A 15,083-nucleotide genomic window follows, 5' to 3' on the forward strand; every position below is an offset into this window, starting at 1 on the left:
ACAGCGAATCCCCGGCCTCCGCGGCGGTCCCCACGGACCAGCGGAGGCCGGGGATTCGCCGTTTAAGGCCTGGCCGTGGCCTTGACCTGCAGTACAGCCAGGGCTGCGGCATCCACCTTGGCCCGGAACGCGGGATCCGTCTGTGCCTTCCGAACTACGGCCTGGTGCATTTCTGGGATCCGTGCAGGGTCCGCGCAAACCATCATGGTGCCACCGGCGCCAAAGAAGTTGGTGGCCCGCTCTGCGCTGGTCCATGGTTCCAGCTGCGCGGCACTGCACATGTCATCGGAAAGGATGATTCCTTTGAACCCTGCGTCCGTCCGGAGCATCGTTTCCATCACCACCGGTGAAAACGGCGCAATATTGGCAGGGTCAATGCGGTCGTAGTAGGCGTTGGACAACATGACCCACTGGGCACCGCCACGGATGGCTTCATTGAAGGGCGCCAAGGCGGGGTCCGTACGGGTCGTTTCGGTATCGCGCACGTCCTTGCTGACGTCCGTGTTGGGAACCACCCGGCCCAGTCCAGGATAGTGCTTCACGACGGGGGCCACCCCGGCATCGGCCAAGCCTTGGGCAAAGGCGTTCCCTAGCACCGACACTTGGTCGGGCGTGTAGCCGTACTGGCGCTGGAAGCGGCCGATCGGACCGTTGGATGGTGCAAACTCCGCGCTCTTCACCGTGTCAAGGACAGGTGCCAGGTCCACGTTGACCCCGGCGCTTCGAAGTTCCCTCCCCCACAGGGCGGCGCTGGAACGCAGCTTGTCCGGCCCGAGTCCGGCCTGGGCCACGGCCGACGGTATGGCGGAGAACCCGGGACTGGAGAGAACCTGCACGTTTCCGCCCTCCTGGTCCGTGGCTACGAACAAGGGCAGGTTTCCGGTGGTGGTCGGCGAGACCGTGGCGTTCAAGGAAGCCACCACAGCGGCCGTCGCGGCTGCTCCGGCTTTGCTGCGTCCGCTGAGGTACACGTTGCCCACGTGGTACTTGGCCAATGCCTCCATGGTCGCAGGCTCGGGACCCGTGGCTTTGGCCGCGACCATGAACAGCTGCCCTACCCGCTGCTCGAGGCTCAGGGAAGAGAGCTGCCGGGTAGCTGCATCCTGGGTTCCCGGAGGCGATACGGCCGACGCGGAGGGGGTCGGCTGCGGGGACGGCGCCGTGCCGGACGGTGCAGCGGCTGAACCAGTGGGCGGGGTCGATGACGTCGATGAGGGACCAGGTGATTCCGATGGAGCGGGACTGCCCCCACTGACGGTGCATCCCGAGGCCATTACCGCGACCACTCCTGCCGCCGCAAGGATAGAGCTGAGCGATGCAATTGTCTTGGTGGTACGCATGGTAAACCGTTGATTCGTTGGGGTTGGGTTTCCCCTACGAGCCTACCCCGCCTACGCAAACGGCGCCTTCGAAAGCTGCTGCCTGCAACTTTCGAAGGCGCCGAAGTCCCAGCCTAGGCTTGGGCGGAGGCAGCAGCCTTGGCTGCAGCCGGAAGCGCGTCAAAAATACGGTTCATCGCAGCATCGTCGTGTGCCGCGGACAGGAACCAGGCCTCAAAGACGGACGGCGGCAGGTACACGCCGGATTCCAGCATGGAGTGGAAGAACGGCGCGTAGCGGAAGACTTCCTGGGCCTGCGCGTCCGCGTAATTGTGGACTCCGTTGGCGGAGGTGCCGAAGGAGACAGAGAACAGGTTCCCTGCCCGCTGGATGGAATGGTCCACTCCGGCGGCGTCCAACGCAGACGAAAGGGCCGCCGAGAGTTCCAGGGAGCGCGCATCAACGTGGGCATAGACCTCGGGTGTTGCGTGGGTCAACGTGGCGACCCCGGCTGCCATGGCAACAGGGTTCCCGGACAACGTTCCGGCTTGGTAAACGGGACCCAACGGTGCCAGGTAGTCCATGACATCCGCGCGGCCGCCAAGAGCCGCCGTCGGCATTCCGCCACCAATCACCTTGCCAAAGGTGAGCAGGTCCGGTGCCCAACCCTCCTGGCGACCGGTCAGGCCCCAGTAGCCGGCGTAGCCCGTGCGGAAGCCCGTCAGGACTTCGTCCAGGATCAGGAGGGCCCCGTGTTCCTTGGTAATCCGGGACAGTCCTGCGTTGAAGCCTTCGGCCGGAGTAACGACGCCCATGTTGGCCGGGGCCGCCTCGGTGATCACAGCGGCGATGTGGCTGCCGTGCGCTGCGAATGCCTCCTCAACTGCGGCGAGATCGTTGTAGGGCAGCACCAGGGTCTCCGCGGCGGCCGCGGCCGTGACGCCGGCAGAGCCGGGCAGGGCAAGAGTGGCCACCCCTGAACCGGCGGATGCCAGGAGGCCGTCCAAGTGGCCGTGGTAGCAGCCGGCGAACTTGATGATGAGGTTGCGGCCGGTGAAACCGCGGGCCAGGCGGACGGCCGTCATGGTCGCCTCGGTACCGGTGGAAACCATGCGGAGACGCTCGACGGCGGATACCCGTTCCTTGACGAGGGCCGCCAGGTTGGCCTCATCCGGAGTGGAAGCGCCGAATGAGAGGCCACGGTCCACGGCCGCGTGCACGGCATCCAGCACTGCCGGGTGCGCATGGCCGAGGAGGGCAGGACCCCACGAGCAGACCAGGTCCACGTATTCCTTGCCATCGGCGTCCGTAAGGTAGGCGCCCTTGGCCGAGACCATGAACTTCGGTGTTCCGCCCACGGAGCCAAAAGCACGGACCGGCGAGTTGACCCCGCCGGGCATCAGCGACTGGGCGCGGTCGAAGAGCTGGTCGGACACAGGGGTGTTTGAAGTCATGGTTCCTATTCTTTCAGTGATGGTGGAGCTGCCTGCTGGATCGGCGCCAGGCTTCAGCCCGCGTCTGCTTCCGCTTCGTCCAGGAGTTCGGCGACGCGGGGCGCAACTTCCGTCCCGTACAACTCGATGCAGCGGAGCATGGACTGGTGCGGCAGTGTTCCGTTGCTGTACTTGAGGTCGAACCGGTCCACGCCGAGGTTGCTCTTGAGCAAGGCGATCTTCCGGGCCACAGTTTCGGGGGAACCCACGTACAGTGCGCCTTCCGGGCCGCACATGGCGTCGAACTCCCCCCGGTTTCCCGGTCCCCAGCCTCGCTCGGCGCCGATCCGGTTGCGTTGTTCGAGCCAGTGCGGAAACAACTCCTCGCGGGCGGCTTCATCGGTGTCGGCGATGAAACCAGGCGAATGCGTCGCGATCTGCCGCATGGGGTGGCCGTATCTGGCCATGGCGTCCCGGTAGAGGTTCACCAGTGGCGCGAATCGCCGCGGCTCTCCGCCAATGATGGCAAAGATGATCGGGTAGCCGTATTCGGCGCACCGCACCACGGATTCGGGAGTCCCGCCCACCCCGATCCAGGCCGGCAACAGATGGTGCTGCAGGCGGGGATAAACCTGGAGTCCATTGACGTTGGGCCGGGTGCGACCTTCCCAGTGCACGGGCTTCTGCGCGCGGACTTTGTGGAACAAGTCCAGCTTTTCCTCGAACAGGACCTCGTAATCGGCCAGATCGAGCCCGAACAGGGGGAACGATTCGACGAACGATCCCCTGCCGAGCATCACTTCGGCGCGTCCGTTGGAAAGGGCATCAACCGTGGCAAAGCGCTGGAACACCCGGATGGGATCGTCGGAGCTCAGGACCGTCACGGCGGTTCCCAGCCGGATCCTCGACGTCACCGCGGCGGCCGCCGCCAGGAAGACTTCAGGTGCTGACACCGCGAAATCGCGGCGGTGGTGCTCCCCCACGCCAAACGCATGGATTCCGACGGCGTCCGCCAGCTTGGCTTCTTCCAGAAGCTCGCGCAGCACCTGGGCGTGTTCCTTGGGATTTCCCTCGGCATCAAGCCCGGCGTCGCCAAAAGTGTTCAGGCCCAGGAGGATGCGTCCAGCACCCACCGGCGCCGTGGGATCGGACGGTGTGAGGGTCATCAGGACTCCTTCAGCCAGCCTGCCAGTTCGGAGGCCCAGTAGGTCAGCACGGTATCGGCACCGGCCCGCTTGATGCCGAGCACGGATTCCGTGATGGCCCCACGCCGGTCGATCCAGCCGTTCGCGGCGGCCGCTTCGATCATGGCGTACTCGCCGGAGATTTGGTAGGCCGAGACAGGCACCGGGCTCATGGCCGCTACGTCGGCAAGGATGTCGAGGTAGCTCATGGCAGGCTTCACCATGACCATGTCGGCTCCTTCTTCGAGATCCAACTCCACTTCGAGAATCGCTTCGCGTCGGTTCGCGGCGTCCATCTGGTAGGTGCGGCGGTCGCCCTTAAGCTGGGAGTCGACAGCTTCCCGGAAGGGGCCGTAGAAGGCGGACGCGTACTTGGCGGCGTAGGCCAGGATGGCAGTGTTCTTGTGGCCGGATTCCTCGAGCGCCTGGCGGATCACGGCGATCTGGCCGTCCATCATTCCGGAAGGGCCCAGCACGTGCGCGCCGGCCTCCGCCTGCGCAACGGCCATCTGTCCGTAAATCTCCAACGTGGCATCGTTGTCCACGTAACCGTTGGCGTCCAGGACTCCGCAGTGGCCGTGATCGGTGAACTCGTCCAGGCACACATCGCCCATGATCACCAAAGCATCGCCCACCTCGGCTTTGACGTCCCGGATGGCCTTGTTCAGCACGCCTTCGGGATCCAGCGAAGCAGTTCCCCTGGCATCGCGCACGGCTGGGACTCCGAACAGCATGATGCCGCCAACGCCCAATTCCACGGCCTCTGCTGCCGCCCGCTTGAGGGTGTCGGTGGTGTGCTGGACGACCCCGGGCATCGAGGTGATGGGGCTGGGCTCTGTCAGGCCCTCCCGGATGAAGGCGGGCAGGATGAGGTCTGCAGGCGCCAGACGGTTCTCGGCGGTGAGGCGTCGCATGGCGGGGGTGGTGCGCAAGCGGCGGGGGCGGTGGTTTGGAAAACTCATTGGGGGTTCCCTTCGTTGGCGAAGATGGTTTCCAGGGCGGTCGCAATGCCCGCCGGCGTGGGTTCGTTGGCGGTTGCTGCCACCGGCAGGCCAACCCGGGCGGCCTCGGCGGCGGTGGGGCGGCCGATCGCAACCAGGCGGCAGGCCCCAAGCGGCAGCAGGGCTTGGGCGATCCGGCGCACCGCGCTCGGGGAGGCAACGACGATCGCGTCCAGTGCCCCGGCGCCGAGCCGCGCCTTCACGGCTTCAGCCGTCAGTTGCGGCGGCAGACCGTCACCGGAGAGTCCGACGGCGGCAGGCAGTTCCGCTGTCAGCCGCCGCGAATCATGGGCCGGGTACTCGACCGTGTGATAGGCAGTAACTGCGTCAACGGAGGCACCCTTGGTTGCCAGTCCCTCGCGCAAGCGTGGCGAGGCGATATCCGCTTGGGGCAGGAAGATCCGCGCATTTGGCGAGTCCCACACCTCGAGAAGGCCTTCGGCGGACTGTTCTCCGGTGGGGCAAAGGTCAACGGGAAGCCCAGCGGCTTCGAGTGCCCGCCGTGATGACAAACCAACGGTGGCCACTTTCGTGCCGGCAGGCACCAGTTGCGAAGCCGTAGTGCCGCGTTCGGCTGCCTTCCCGATCAGGACACGCAGCGTGGTGGTACTGCTGACTACCAGCCACTCGTAGCCGCCGTTGGCGAGCGTGTCCAAGGCAGAATCCAAGGAGGCCTGGTCGGTGGCCTGCTCAAAGTCGATCAGGGGAAGGACCAACGGTATGGCCCCTTTGCTCCTCAGCAGGGCAGCAAGCGTGCGGGCACGGTCGGCGCTCCTGGTGATCAGGACACGCCGACCCCGCAAGCCCGCGGCAGCCATGGGTTCAGGAGGCAGCAAGGTCCGCAATTTCAGCGGCACCGGCCGCGAGCAGTTGTTCGGCAACCTCGATGCCCAGCAACGTGGCGCCTACCTCGGTCAGGCCATCAGTGGCCTTCTTTTCCCGCACAGTACGGGTCCCGTCCACGGCGCAGACCACGGCTTCCAGGTGCAACATGCTGCCCTTGCGGTACGCATAGGCACCCACGGGGGCGGCACATCCGGCCTCGAGCCTGGCCAGTACGGCACGTTCGGCCGTGACCGCAAGCCGGGTGTCGTCGTCGTTCAACGCCGCCAGGGCCTGGGCCAGCACCACATTGCCGCCGTCCACGGAGCCGTCACGCTGTGGCGCGTCGGGCGTGCGGCACTCAATGGCAAGGGCACCCTGGCCTGGGGCAGGCAGCATCACGGAGGTATCGAAGAATTCGGACACCGTATCCAGCCGCCCCATGCGTTCGAGTCCGGCGGCGGCGAGGACTACTGCGTCAAGGTCGTTCGATTTGCCCTCCACCACCTCGTCCACGGCATTGCCGGGCAGCCCGGGTACCCGGTTGAGGCGGGTGTCCACGTTTCCGCGGATATCCAGCACCTCGATGTCCGGACGGGCGGCACGAAGCTGCGCTGCGCGCCGCGGCGATCCAGTGCCCACTTTGGCGCCACCGGGAAGTTCCGCCAGCGTCAATCCGTCCCGGGCGCACAGGACGTCCCGCACATCCACGCGCGGCGGCGTAGCGGCGATGCTCAATCCAACGGCTGCCCCGGTGGGGAGGTCCTTGAGTGAATGCACGGCTACGTCGCAGCTCTCGATGAGCAAGGCATCGCGCAACGCGGCAACGAAGACCCCGGTGCCACCCATCTGGGACAGCGATCCGGTCCTGACGTCGCCTTCGGTCCGGATGTGGACCAGCTCCACGGGGAAGCCCCCGACGGCGGCCAGCTGGTCCGCCGTCTGCTGGGTCTGCGTCAGGGCCAGCTTGCTGGCTCTGGTGCCGATGCGAACAGTCACTTGCTGGCCTCCGGGGCGGGGTAGGCCTCATGTCCGATCCCAATGCTGGAGCCGACCTCGGCGATGACCGGCTTGGCCCCGCGGAAGTTTTCGCAGCAGTTGGGACGGCACACGTCGTACCAGGGTCCGAGATCCGTCACGTGCGGACGGTCGGCGATGTTGTTCTCAAGGGTGCGTTCGCAGATCAGGTCCACCAGTCCTGACACAAAGGCTGCGTGCGTTCCCGGTGTGGGAACGCGGGTGGCTTCGATGCCCAGGTTCTTGCAGGTTTCCAAGGCTTCCGTGTCCAGGTCCCACGCAACTTCCATGTGGTCGCTGACAAAACCAAGGGGAACAATGACCACGCCGCGGACACCCTCGGGCGCGATTTCCTCAAGGTGGTCATTGATGTCCGGTTCGAGCCAAGGGATGTGGGGCGCTCCCGAACGCGACTGGTAAACGAGGTCCCAGGCGACGTTCGGAGCCACGGTGTCCATGATGGCCTTGGCGTTGGCCAGGTGCTGGGCGGCATAGGCGGAACCTTCCGCGAAGTCGCGGGGCTCGTCCTCGGAGCGGCCTGCGGCCTCCGCGTCCCTGGTAGGAATGGAGTGCGTGGCGAACAGGACACGGATGCCGGAGTCGGGATCGGCAACGCCTGCAGCGGAAAGCTTGGCACGGATTTCCTCGAGGCCGGCGGCCGTCCCCTCCAGGAATGGCTGCACCACTCCGGGGTGGTCGAAGTACTGGCGGATCTTGTCCACTTCCAGTTTTCCGTCCAGGCCTGTTTCCGTCAGGGCGATGCCGATATCTTCGCGGTACTGGCGGCAGCTGGAGTAACAGGAGTAGATGCTGGTAGTGAGCATCAGGATCCGGCGGTGGCCGGCGTCGTAGGCGTCCTGCAAAACCGGCGCGATGTACGGGTCCCAGTTGCGGTTGCCCCACAGTACCGGCAGCTCGATGCCGCGCTTGGCGAGTTCGGCTTCAATGGCTGCCTTCAACTCGCGGTTCTGCTGGTTGATGGGGCTGATGCCGCCGAAGGCCCGGTAGTGGTGCGACACCTCTTCCAGGCGCTCGTCGGGGATGCCGCGCCCGCGGGTGACGTTGCGCAGGAAGGGAATGACGTCTTCCTGGCCTTCGGGCCCACCGAAGGATGCGAGCAGGACGGCGTCGTAGTGCTTCGCTTCCTGGCGGCCGCGTTCGGTGACCTGGTTCAGTTCGGTGGAGACGGACAGCCCGCTCATGCGAGGACCTCGGCGATCTCGGCAGCCGTGACGCGGCGGCCGGTGTAGAAGGGAATCTCTTCGCGCACGTGGTTACGGGCGTCGGTGGCGCGCAGGTGGCGCATCAGGTCCACCAAGTCAACCAGTTCGGGCGCCTCCAAGCCGAGGATCCACTCCCAGTCCCCCAGCGCGAAAGAGGACACGGTGTTGGAGATGACCTGCGGGAATTCGCGGCCCAGGAGGCCGTGGTCGCGGAGCATCTTGCCCCGCTCTTCGGCGGGCAGGAGGTACCACTCGTAGGAGCGGACGAACGGGTAGACGCACAGCCAGGTGCTGGGCTCGACGCCACGGGCATAGGCAGGAACGTGGCTCTTGGCGAACTCGGCCTCGCGGTGCACGCCCATGGCCGACCACACGATCTCCGTTCCAGCGAACAGCTTGCTGCGCCGGATGGAGCGGACTGCAGCCTGGAGGTCTTCGGGCTTGGCACCGTGGAGCCACACCATGATGTCCGCATCCGAGCGCATGGCGGAAACGTCGTAGCTGCCCCGCAGGACCACGCCGTCCACCGCGAGCTTTTCGACCAGTGATTCGAATTCCTGCGCGGCATCGCCGCTGCGCAGGACGTCGGCTGAGCGCTTGAAGACGGTCCAGAGCGTGAAGAACTGTTCTTCGTTTTCAGAAGTTTTAGTGACAGATTCGGCAGAAGTGTGGCTCATGGTTCAAGTTTGCCCCGCGCGGGCCGCTAAGTCGAAATGGATTTGTTCTACACGGCGTAGAAGTGACATAAATCACGTAATAGTGGGATCCTCGGCCCGCAGCGGCGCCACCTGCGCGCGCGTGTCCGCGACCACCGCGGCGAGGCCGTTGCCAGCCAGCCAGCCGCCAACCACCGTCAATCCATCGACAGAGCCAACCACTTTGCGCACCTGGGCTACGCGCTGTTTATGACCGACGGCGGCAAACGGCAGCGCGCCCGCCCAGCGCACTACATCCCAATCGAGGATGTCCGTGCGGGACACCGGAACCGTGAGAAGCGCTGAGGCATCCTCCAGGGCCGCCGACAACAGGTTCTCGTCATCCAGCGCCGCCTCCGGCGCCCCGGAATCCTCCATCCGGCCGTAAGAGAGACGCACCACGTGGGTTCCAGGGCCGGCCTCCTCAGCCAGCCAATCCCATTTCGCCGTGGCATGGGTGAGGGCTTTCGCACGGATTCCCGCGGTCTGCGGTGCCACCAGGATTCCCGTGCCCCTTGGCCGTCCATCCAGTTCCGGGAGATCCACCACGAGCGTCACCAGGCTGACCAAAGGCCCGGGCCCAGGGCGCAGGGCGGTCAGGCCGGGCAATGAATCCTCCAGCAGCCCGACGGCGGCCGGACCACCGAGGGCGACCACCAGCCGATCGGCGTCGTACGCCTCCCCGCCCGCGGTGACCTGCCAACCGTGGGAGGTTTTTCGGGCGGAGGCCACGCGCTTGTCCGTAAGCAAGTCCACGCCACGGTCCCGGAGGTCCTTGACCAGCGCGGTCACCAACGTGTGCATCCCACCGGTCAGGCCTCCGACGGCGGAACCCGCCTTGGCGGGCACGGAACCGGTCCCACGGGCGGCTTGGCGCTGGCTGGCCACGGCGGCGGCCAACGAACCATGCTTCCGGAGTCCGGCGCGCAGGCCCGGGGCCACCATGTCCACGTCCAGCAGCGCGGGGTCTGCCGAGTGCACGCCACCCACCACCGGCGCTACCAGCCGTTCGAGGACCGTCTTGCCCATGCGGGCACGGACCAACTCCGAAACGCTGGTGACATCGGAAGAAGTTCCCACCGAGGCGGGCATCCACCGGTCCAGGGAGGCACGGAGCGCCCCTGTGAAACCAAGGGAACGCCTGACCTCGGGATCCCACGGATTCGCGGGAATTCCCAGCACACCGGTCTTGGGGAGTTCACGGGCACCCTCGGGCAGTTGCACCCAGGCTCCCCCGGGATGGGGAGCGACTATCCGCGATTCCAGGCCAAGCTCCCGCGCAAGATCCGCCACGGCCGTGGAGCGTGTGGCGAAGGACTCGGCTCCGCTGTCCAACGACAGGCCAGCCACCATGTGCCCACCAACGCAGCCACCCCACGACACAGTAGCTTCAAGGACGGTGACCGCAGTCCCCGCCATGGCGAGTTCCCTCGCGGCCACCAGCCCTGAGATTCCGCCGCCAACGACGACGGCGGACGGGCCCAGGGATTTAGCGTGTCCCCCGCGCATGGGGTGCTACTTGGCCGGGATGGAATGGATGAGTTCCACCAACCGCGTCAGAACGGTGGGGTCGGTTTCGGGCGGAACACCGTGGCCCAGGTTCAGCACATGGCCAGGCGCATGCGAGCCCGCCTCGATGACCTCGCGGACGTGGGCTTCCAGGATCTCCCACGGCGCGGAGAGAAGGGCGGGATCAATGTTGCCCTGCAAGGGAACCGTGCCACCGAGGCGGCGGTTGGCCTCGTCGAGCGGCAGGCGGTAGTCCACGCCAACCACGTCCACGCCAACGTCCCGCATGGCCACCAGGAGTTCCGATGTTCCCGTTCCGAAGTGCACCAGCGGCGCACCCAGTCCCCGGACGTGGTCCAGCGCCCGGGCGGATGCCGGAGCAACGAATTTGGAATAATCGGCCAAGCCCAAGGAGCCGGCCCAGGAATCGAACAGCTGTCCGGCGGAAGCGCCGGCTTCGAGCTGGGCCTGGAGGAACAGGCCCGAGGCGTCGGCGGCCCAATTCGCCAAGGCCTGCCAGGTCTCGGGGTCCGCGTGCATCATGGTCCGCGGGCCGAGGTGGTCGCGGGACGGGCGGCCTTCAACCATGTAGGCGGCAAGGGTGAACGGCGCGCCGGCAAAACCGATCAACGGGGTCTTGCCCAGTTCGGCGACGGTCAGGCGGACGGCTTCGCGGATGGGCTCCAGGGCTTCCCATGTCAGCTCCGGGAGGGCCGCGACATCCTCGGCTGTCCGGACCGGCTTGTCCAGGACCGGACCCACGCCGGGAACAATGTCCACGCCAACGCCGGCGAGCTTGAGCGGAATCACGATGTCCGAGAAGAAGATGCCGGCGTCCACGTCGTGGCGGCGGACGGGCTGCAGGGTGATCTCGGCGGCGAGTTCCGGCCGCAGGCACGAGTCCAGCATGGCCACGCCTTCGCGGACCTTCAGGTACTCGGGCAGCGATCGGCCGGCTTGGCGCATGAACCACACCGGCCTGCGGGACGGCGTGCCGCCGCGGTAGGCGGTGATGAGCGGCGAGTCTGAGGTACGGCCGTCATTCAACGGGTGCCCGGGGCCGAGGTTGCCCGCAGGAGCATTGAGGGCCGTATTGTTGGATGCTGCCGCGCTAGAAGTCATGCCTTCGATTGTGCCGAAAATCCGGGGCAAAAGATAACGACAGGCTGTCATGTCCCAAGCGTTGCGCCCCACAGTGGCGGGAGTCACCCCTGATGGTGTGGATCGCCACGGCGGTACATTGTTCTACCGGGCTACGAAAAAGCTATGATTGGGTTGCTGTGGTTCTTTTCTCATTGGTGGCTACACACGCCGACATCGATCTTGAGACCGTCGCTCAGTTGAGCAACGGTTCATCCGGTCTTGCCTCCGCTGCGCTCACCGGATCCCCCGTTGTGTCCGGCGCCGTAGTCCTGGCTACCTGCAACCGCTATGAGATTTACGGCGAAACCAGCCATGGTGCTGACGTCGAAGCCGCACGCTCGGCCCTCGTCTCGCAGATCAGCGAACTCAGTGGCCTCAACGAGCAACTCGTCTCCCGTTCTTTCAGCACCCATGCCGGCCCTGACGTCACGCGCCACCTGTTCGCGGTGAGCGCGGGCCTTGACTCGGCAGTAGTGGGCGAGCGCGAGATCGCCGGGCAGGTCCGCCGCGCCCTGATCACCGCCCAGCAGGAAGGCACCGCAAGTTCCGGCCTTGTCCGCCTGTTCCAGGCCGCCTCCAAGACCGCCAAGGACGTCGGAGCGCAGACTGCCCTTGGCTCGCGCGGGCTCTCGATCGTCTCCGTGGCCCTCGATCTCGCAACTGATCTCTCCGACACCGACGACTGGACAGCCAAGAAGGTGGTGGTCTTCGGTACCGGAGCCTACGCGGGCGCCACCATGTCCCTGCTTCGCGAACGTGGTTGTACCGACGTTTCGGTCTACTCATCCTCCGGCCGCGCCGAAGGCTTCGTGGCAACCCGGGGTGGAACAGCGCTCGACGCCGACACCCTCCCCGCTGCTGTCGCGGCGGCGGACGTCATGATCGGCTGCAGCGGCTCGGACACCCGAGTGGAGGCCGCCGACCTCGCCAGGGTCCGGGCCTCTTCCGGCAAAACCTTGATCGCCATCGACCTCGCCCTCACCCATGACTTCGATCCCGCTGTGGGTGAACTCGACGGCGTGGAACTCCTGACGCTTGAATCGGTCCGTCTCGCAGCACCCCAGGAACAGGCCGAATCCCTGACCCAGGCAAGTGCGATTGTCAGCGGAGCGGCCAAGGCTTTCGAAGCCGAACGTGAATCGCGTTCCATCGATTCGGCCATTGTCGCCCTCCGCCGCCACACCATGAACGTGCTCGACTCCGAGATGGAGAAAGTCCGTGCCCGGCACGGTTGCACAGCTGCAGCCGAGGAAGTGGAGTTCGCCCTCCGTCGGATGGTCAAGCAACTGCTGCACGTTCCCACGGTCCGCGCCCGCGAATTGGCAGCCAACGGCCAACAGGATGATTACGTGGCCGCACTGGAGGCCCTGTACGGCATCCAGGTGGAGCAGCCGCAGGCCGCCCCGGCCGCGGCCGAGTGCCCCGTGGATCACCAGCAACTGCGCTCCGAAAGCGCCTGAACGTTCCGAAAGCGCCTTAACAGGGCCCCGCCGCGCCCGGGTTCTCCGGAATCAGGCGAAGGCGTTGACTCCGGTCAACCCGGCCGACCTCTCCCACAGCGTCCGCGCAGCATCCCGGTCCACGGCATGCGCGTCAACACCTTGGTACCGGGCCAGCGGCGATTGGTGGTCGGTGGGCTCGGCCACATCGCAGTCCTCGCAGTACACGCCACCCTTCCCAGCCAGCAAGGGTGAGGTGGCTGCCCACACAGAGGTGGCGGCGCCTTGTTCAGGGGTCTTGAATCCCTCGCGCACGGTCCCCTCGGCGTCCATCCAGCCCGCCGCCACCATCTCTTCCTTGGGCAAGTGGCGCTGGAGTTCTGTCATGATCCCGCCCGGATGCACAGCGAACGCCCGCACCCCGGAGGCCTGGCCCAAGCGGTCCAGTTCCACGGCAAAGAGGGCGTTCGCGGTCTTCGCCTGGCCATACGCCTTCCATTTGTCATAGCCTCCGGCGAAGTCCATGTCATCGAAGCGGATAGGGGATAGCTTGTGGCCCGTTGAGGACAAGGAGACAACCCGCGCAGATCCTGCTGCCGCCAGAGCCGGCCATAGGAGGTTCACCAGGGTGTAGTGCCCCAAGTGGTTGGTGGCGAACTGCGCCTCCCACCCGGGTCCCACGCGCTGCTCCGGGCTGGCCATGATCGCGGCGTTGTTTATGAGGATGTCGAGAGTGTGGTGATCTGCCAGGTAGTGCTTGGCGAAGGCCTTGACGCTCTCTTGGTCAGCAAGGTCCAGAGGAGCAACGGATACGCCATCCAGGCCCGCCTCGGCGAGCACCGACCGGGCGTGTTCCACCCGGCGGGCAGGGACCGTGACCTGCGCGCCGGCCGAAACCAGGGCCCGTACGGTTTCCAGACCGAGTCCCGAGTATCCTCCCGTAACGATGGCGGACTTACCCGAGAGGTCGATCCCTGAAATCACCTCTGCCGCGGTGGAGTAGTGGCCGAAACCCGAGCCGAGGTGGTGTTGCTGCGTCTGCGTCGCTTCTTCGCCCATGCTTGAGCTTCCCAGACATGGGAGCGCTCCGGCAATGCTCAGTAGACGGGCTTCTCCGGCTCGACGTCCCGAACCCAGGCGAGGATACCGCCGTCGAGATGGCTGACGCGGTCGTACCCGGCCTTGCGGGCAGCCTCCAGGACTGTTGCGGAGCGTGTTCCTGCCTTGCAGTGGAACACGATGTCCCGGTTCTGCGGCAGGTCCACCCAGGCTTCGCCCGAAAGGATGCGGCCCTGCGGGATCAGTACGGCGCCGTCGATGTTGACGATGCTGTATTCGCCGGACTCCCGGACATCCACCAGATCGAAGTCCCGTTTACCTGCCTCGCGGTCGGCCAGCATCTGCGCCAATTCCGTGGCCGTCACCGTGTGCGCCTGGTCGGCGGGCGCCGGAGGGGTAACACCGCAGAAAGCCTCGTAGTCGGTCAGTTCGGTGATCGGCTCGGCTTCCGGGTCCTTGGACACTTTGATTTCGCGCCAGCTGCCACCCAGGGCGTCAAAGAGCGCCACGCGGCCCAGAAGGGAACGCCCGACGCCGGTGATCAGCTTGACTGCCTCGGTGACCATAAGGGAGCCAACGGCTGCACAGAGCATGCCGAAGACACCGCCTTCGCCGCAGGACGGCACGGAGCCCGCTGGCGGCGCTTCAGGGTACAGGTCGCGGTAGGTAGGGCCGTGCTCGCCCCAAAAGACGCTTACCTGTCCGTCGAACCGGAAAATGGAACCCCACACATAGGGCTTGCCCAGGATCGCGGCGGCGTCATTAACGAGGTACCTGGTTGCGAAATTGTCCGCGCCATCCAGGATGAGGTCGTATTGCGCAAAGAGGTCCAACGCATTCGAGGAATCAAGGCGGTCATTGTGCAGCACTACCTTGACCAGCGGATTGAGTTCGGCAATGGCGTTACGCGCCGATTCTATTTTGGGGATGCCAACGTCCTTGACTCCGTGGATCACCTGGCGTTGCAAATTGCTGAGGTCCACCACGTCGTCGTCGATAATTCCCAACGTACCGACGCCCGCTGCGGCCAAATACAGGAGGGCCGGCGAACCGAGCCCACCGGCGCCTATGACAAGAACTTTCGCATTCTTAAGCCTGCGTTGGCCCACGGCTCCAATTTCCGGAATGATGAGATGCCGGGAGTACCGTTCCACCTCGGCCGGCGACAGTCCGGCGGCAGGTTCAACGAGGGGCGGCAGGACCGCGGGCGCAGTGTGGGCGGCAAGAATTGAGGCCATA

At 65.8% G+C, this 15,083-nt stretch carries 13 protein-coding genes; 1 reads left to right on the forward strand and 12 read right to left on the reverse strand.

The window, feature by feature from the left end; all coding sequences use genetic code 11:
• Positions 1-62 precede the first annotated feature (62 nt).
• The 10 genes from ACIQT2_RS03685 to hemE all read right to left on the reverse strand — a co-directional run bounded on the left by ACIQT2_RS03685 (position 63) and on the right by hemE (position 11,325).
• Complete coding sequence (locus tag ACIQT2_RS03685) at positions 63-1,340, reverse strand: glycoside hydrolase family 3 N-terminal domain-containing protein (protein WP_402943693.1); 1,278 nt, start codon at positions 1,338-1,340, stop codon at positions 63-65.
• A 113-nt stretch (positions 1,341-1,453) separates the two neighbouring features.
• Entirely contained in the window at positions 1,454-2,773 is a 1,320-nt protein-coding gene (gene hemL, locus ACIQT2_RS03690) for a glutamate-1-semialdehyde 2,1-aminomutase (RefSeq protein WP_400329556.1), read from the reverse strand.
• 53 nt (positions 2,774-2,826) lie between these two features.
• Positions 2,827-3,918: an LLM class flavin-dependent oxidoreductase gene (locus tag ACIQT2_RS03695; RefSeq protein ID WP_402943696.1), complete on the reverse strand. Its 1,092-nt coding sequence runs from the start codon at positions 3,916-3,918 to the stop codon at positions 2,827-2,829.
• Positions 3,918-4,898 (reverse strand): porphobilinogen synthase, encoded by a 981-nt coding sequence (gene hemB, locus ACIQT2_RS03700; RefSeq protein ID WP_400329550.1) that lies wholly within the window; start codon positions 4,896-4,898, stop codon positions 3,918-3,920. Before hemB ends, ACIQT2_RS03695 begins: the two co-directional genes overlap by 1 nt.
• Positions 4,895-5,773: a uroporphyrinogen-III synthase gene (locus ACIQT2_RS03705; RefSeq protein ID WP_402943699.1), complete on the reverse strand. Its 879-nt coding sequence runs from the start codon at positions 5,771-5,773 to the stop codon at positions 4,895-4,897. Before ACIQT2_RS03705 ends, hemB begins: the two co-directional genes overlap by 4 nt.
• On the reverse strand, positions 5,760-6,758 hold the full coding sequence (hemC, locus tag ACIQT2_RS03710; protein ID WP_400329544.1) for a hydroxymethylbilane synthase: 999 nt from the start codon (positions 6,756-6,758) through the stop codon (positions 5,760-5,762). The genes ACIQT2_RS03705 and hemC overlap by 14 nt, the downstream gene beginning before the upstream one ends.
• A complete protein-coding gene (locus ACIQT2_RS03715; RefSeq protein WP_400329541.1) occupies positions 6,755-7,978 on the reverse strand; it encodes a ferrochelatase in 1,224 nt (407 codons plus the stop codon). The genes hemC and ACIQT2_RS03715 overlap by 4 nt, the downstream gene beginning before the upstream one ends.
• On the reverse strand, positions 7,975-8,676 hold the full coding sequence (gene hemQ / locus ACIQT2_RS03720; RefSeq protein ID WP_400329538.1) for a hydrogen peroxide-dependent heme synthase: 702 nt from the start codon (positions 8,674-8,676) through the stop codon (positions 7,975-7,977). The genes ACIQT2_RS03715 and hemQ overlap by 4 nt, the downstream gene beginning before the upstream one ends.
• 72 nt (positions 8,677-8,748) lie before the next feature.
• Positions 8,749-10,203, reverse strand: a complete 1,455-nt coding sequence (gene hemG / locus ACIQT2_RS03725; protein WP_402943704.1) for a protoporphyrinogen oxidase — start codon at positions 10,201-10,203, stop codon at positions 8,749-8,751.
• A 6-nt stretch (positions 10,204-10,209) separates the two neighbouring features.
• Complete coding sequence (gene hemE / locus ACIQT2_RS03730) at positions 10,210-11,325, reverse strand: uroporphyrinogen decarboxylase (protein WP_402943706.1); 1,116 nt, start codon at positions 11,323-11,325, stop codon at positions 10,210-10,212.
• A gap of 158 nt (positions 11,326-11,483) precedes the next feature.
• Between hemE and ACIQT2_RS03735 the strand changes: the two genes are divergently transcribed.
• Positions 11,484-12,806: a glutamyl-tRNA reductase gene (locus ACIQT2_RS03735; RefSeq protein ID WP_400329530.1), complete on the forward strand. Its 1,323-nt coding sequence runs from the start codon at positions 11,484-11,486 to the stop codon at positions 12,804-12,806.
• A 51-nt stretch (positions 12,807-12,857) separates the two neighbouring features.
• Here the strand turns inward: ACIQT2_RS03735 and ACIQT2_RS03740 are convergent, their stop codons facing one another.
• Positions 12,858-13,844 carry an SDR family NAD(P)-dependent oxidoreductase gene (locus ACIQT2_RS03740; RefSeq protein ID WP_402943710.1) on the reverse strand — a complete coding sequence of 329 codons (987 nt, stop codon included), beginning with the start codon at positions 13,842-13,844 and terminating at the stop codon, positions 12,858-12,860.
• Positions 13,845-13,882: 38 nt separating this feature from the next.
• On the reverse strand, positions 13,883-15,082 hold the full coding sequence (gene moeB / locus ACIQT2_RS03745; RefSeq protein WP_402943713.1) for a molybdopterin-synthase adenylyltransferase MoeB: 1,200 nt from the start codon (positions 15,080-15,082) through the stop codon (positions 13,883-13,885).
• Position 15,083: the final 1 nt, after the last annotated feature.

Origin of the sequence: Paenarthrobacter sp. NPDC090522, from assembly GCF_044769225.1 — a bacterium.
Lineage (GTDB): Bacteria > Actinomycetota > Actinomycetes > Actinomycetales > Micrococcaceae > Arthrobacter.

Excerpts from the sequence above, each read along its gene's own strand:
- hemQ (WP_400329538.1), bottom strand. The coding sequence starts at position 8,676 with ATGAGCCACACTTCTGCCGAATCTGTCACTAAAACTTCTGAAAACGAA.
- ACIQT2_RS03715 (WP_400329541.1), bottom strand. The coding sequence starts at position 7,978 with ATGAGCGGGCTGTCCGTCTCCACCGAACTGAACCAGGTCACCGAACGC.
- ACIQT2_RS03740 (WP_402943710.1), bottom strand. The coding sequence starts at position 13,844 with ATGGGCGAAGAAGCGACGCAGACGCAGCAACACCACCTCGGCTCGGGT.
- hemL (WP_400329556.1), bottom strand. The coding sequence starts at position 2,773 with ATGACTTCAAACACCCCTGTGTCCGACCAGCTCTTCGACCGCGCCCAG.
- hemG (WP_402943704.1), bottom strand. The coding sequence starts at position 10,203 with ATGCGCGGGGGACACGCTAAATCCCTGGGCCCGTCCGCCGTCGTCGTT.
- hemB (WP_400329550.1), bottom strand. The coding sequence starts at position 4,898 with ATGAGTTTTCCAAACCACCGCCCCCGCCGCTTGCGCACCACCCCCGCC.
- ACIQT2_RS03685 (WP_402943693.1), bottom strand. The coding sequence starts at position 1,340 with ATGCGTACCACCAAGACAATTGCATCGCTCAGCTCTATCCTTGCGGCG.
- moeB (WP_402943713.1), bottom strand. The coding sequence starts at position 15,082 with ATGGCCTCAATTCTTGCCGCCCACACTGCGCCCGCGGTCCTGCCGCCC.
- hemE (WP_402943706.1), bottom strand. The coding sequence starts at position 11,325 with ATGACTTCTAGCGCGGCAGCATCCAACAATACGGCCCTCAATGCTCCT.
- ACIQT2_RS03695 (WP_402943696.1), bottom strand. The coding sequence starts at position 3,918 with ATGACCCTCACACCGTCCGATCCCACGGCGCCGGTGGGTGCTGGACGC.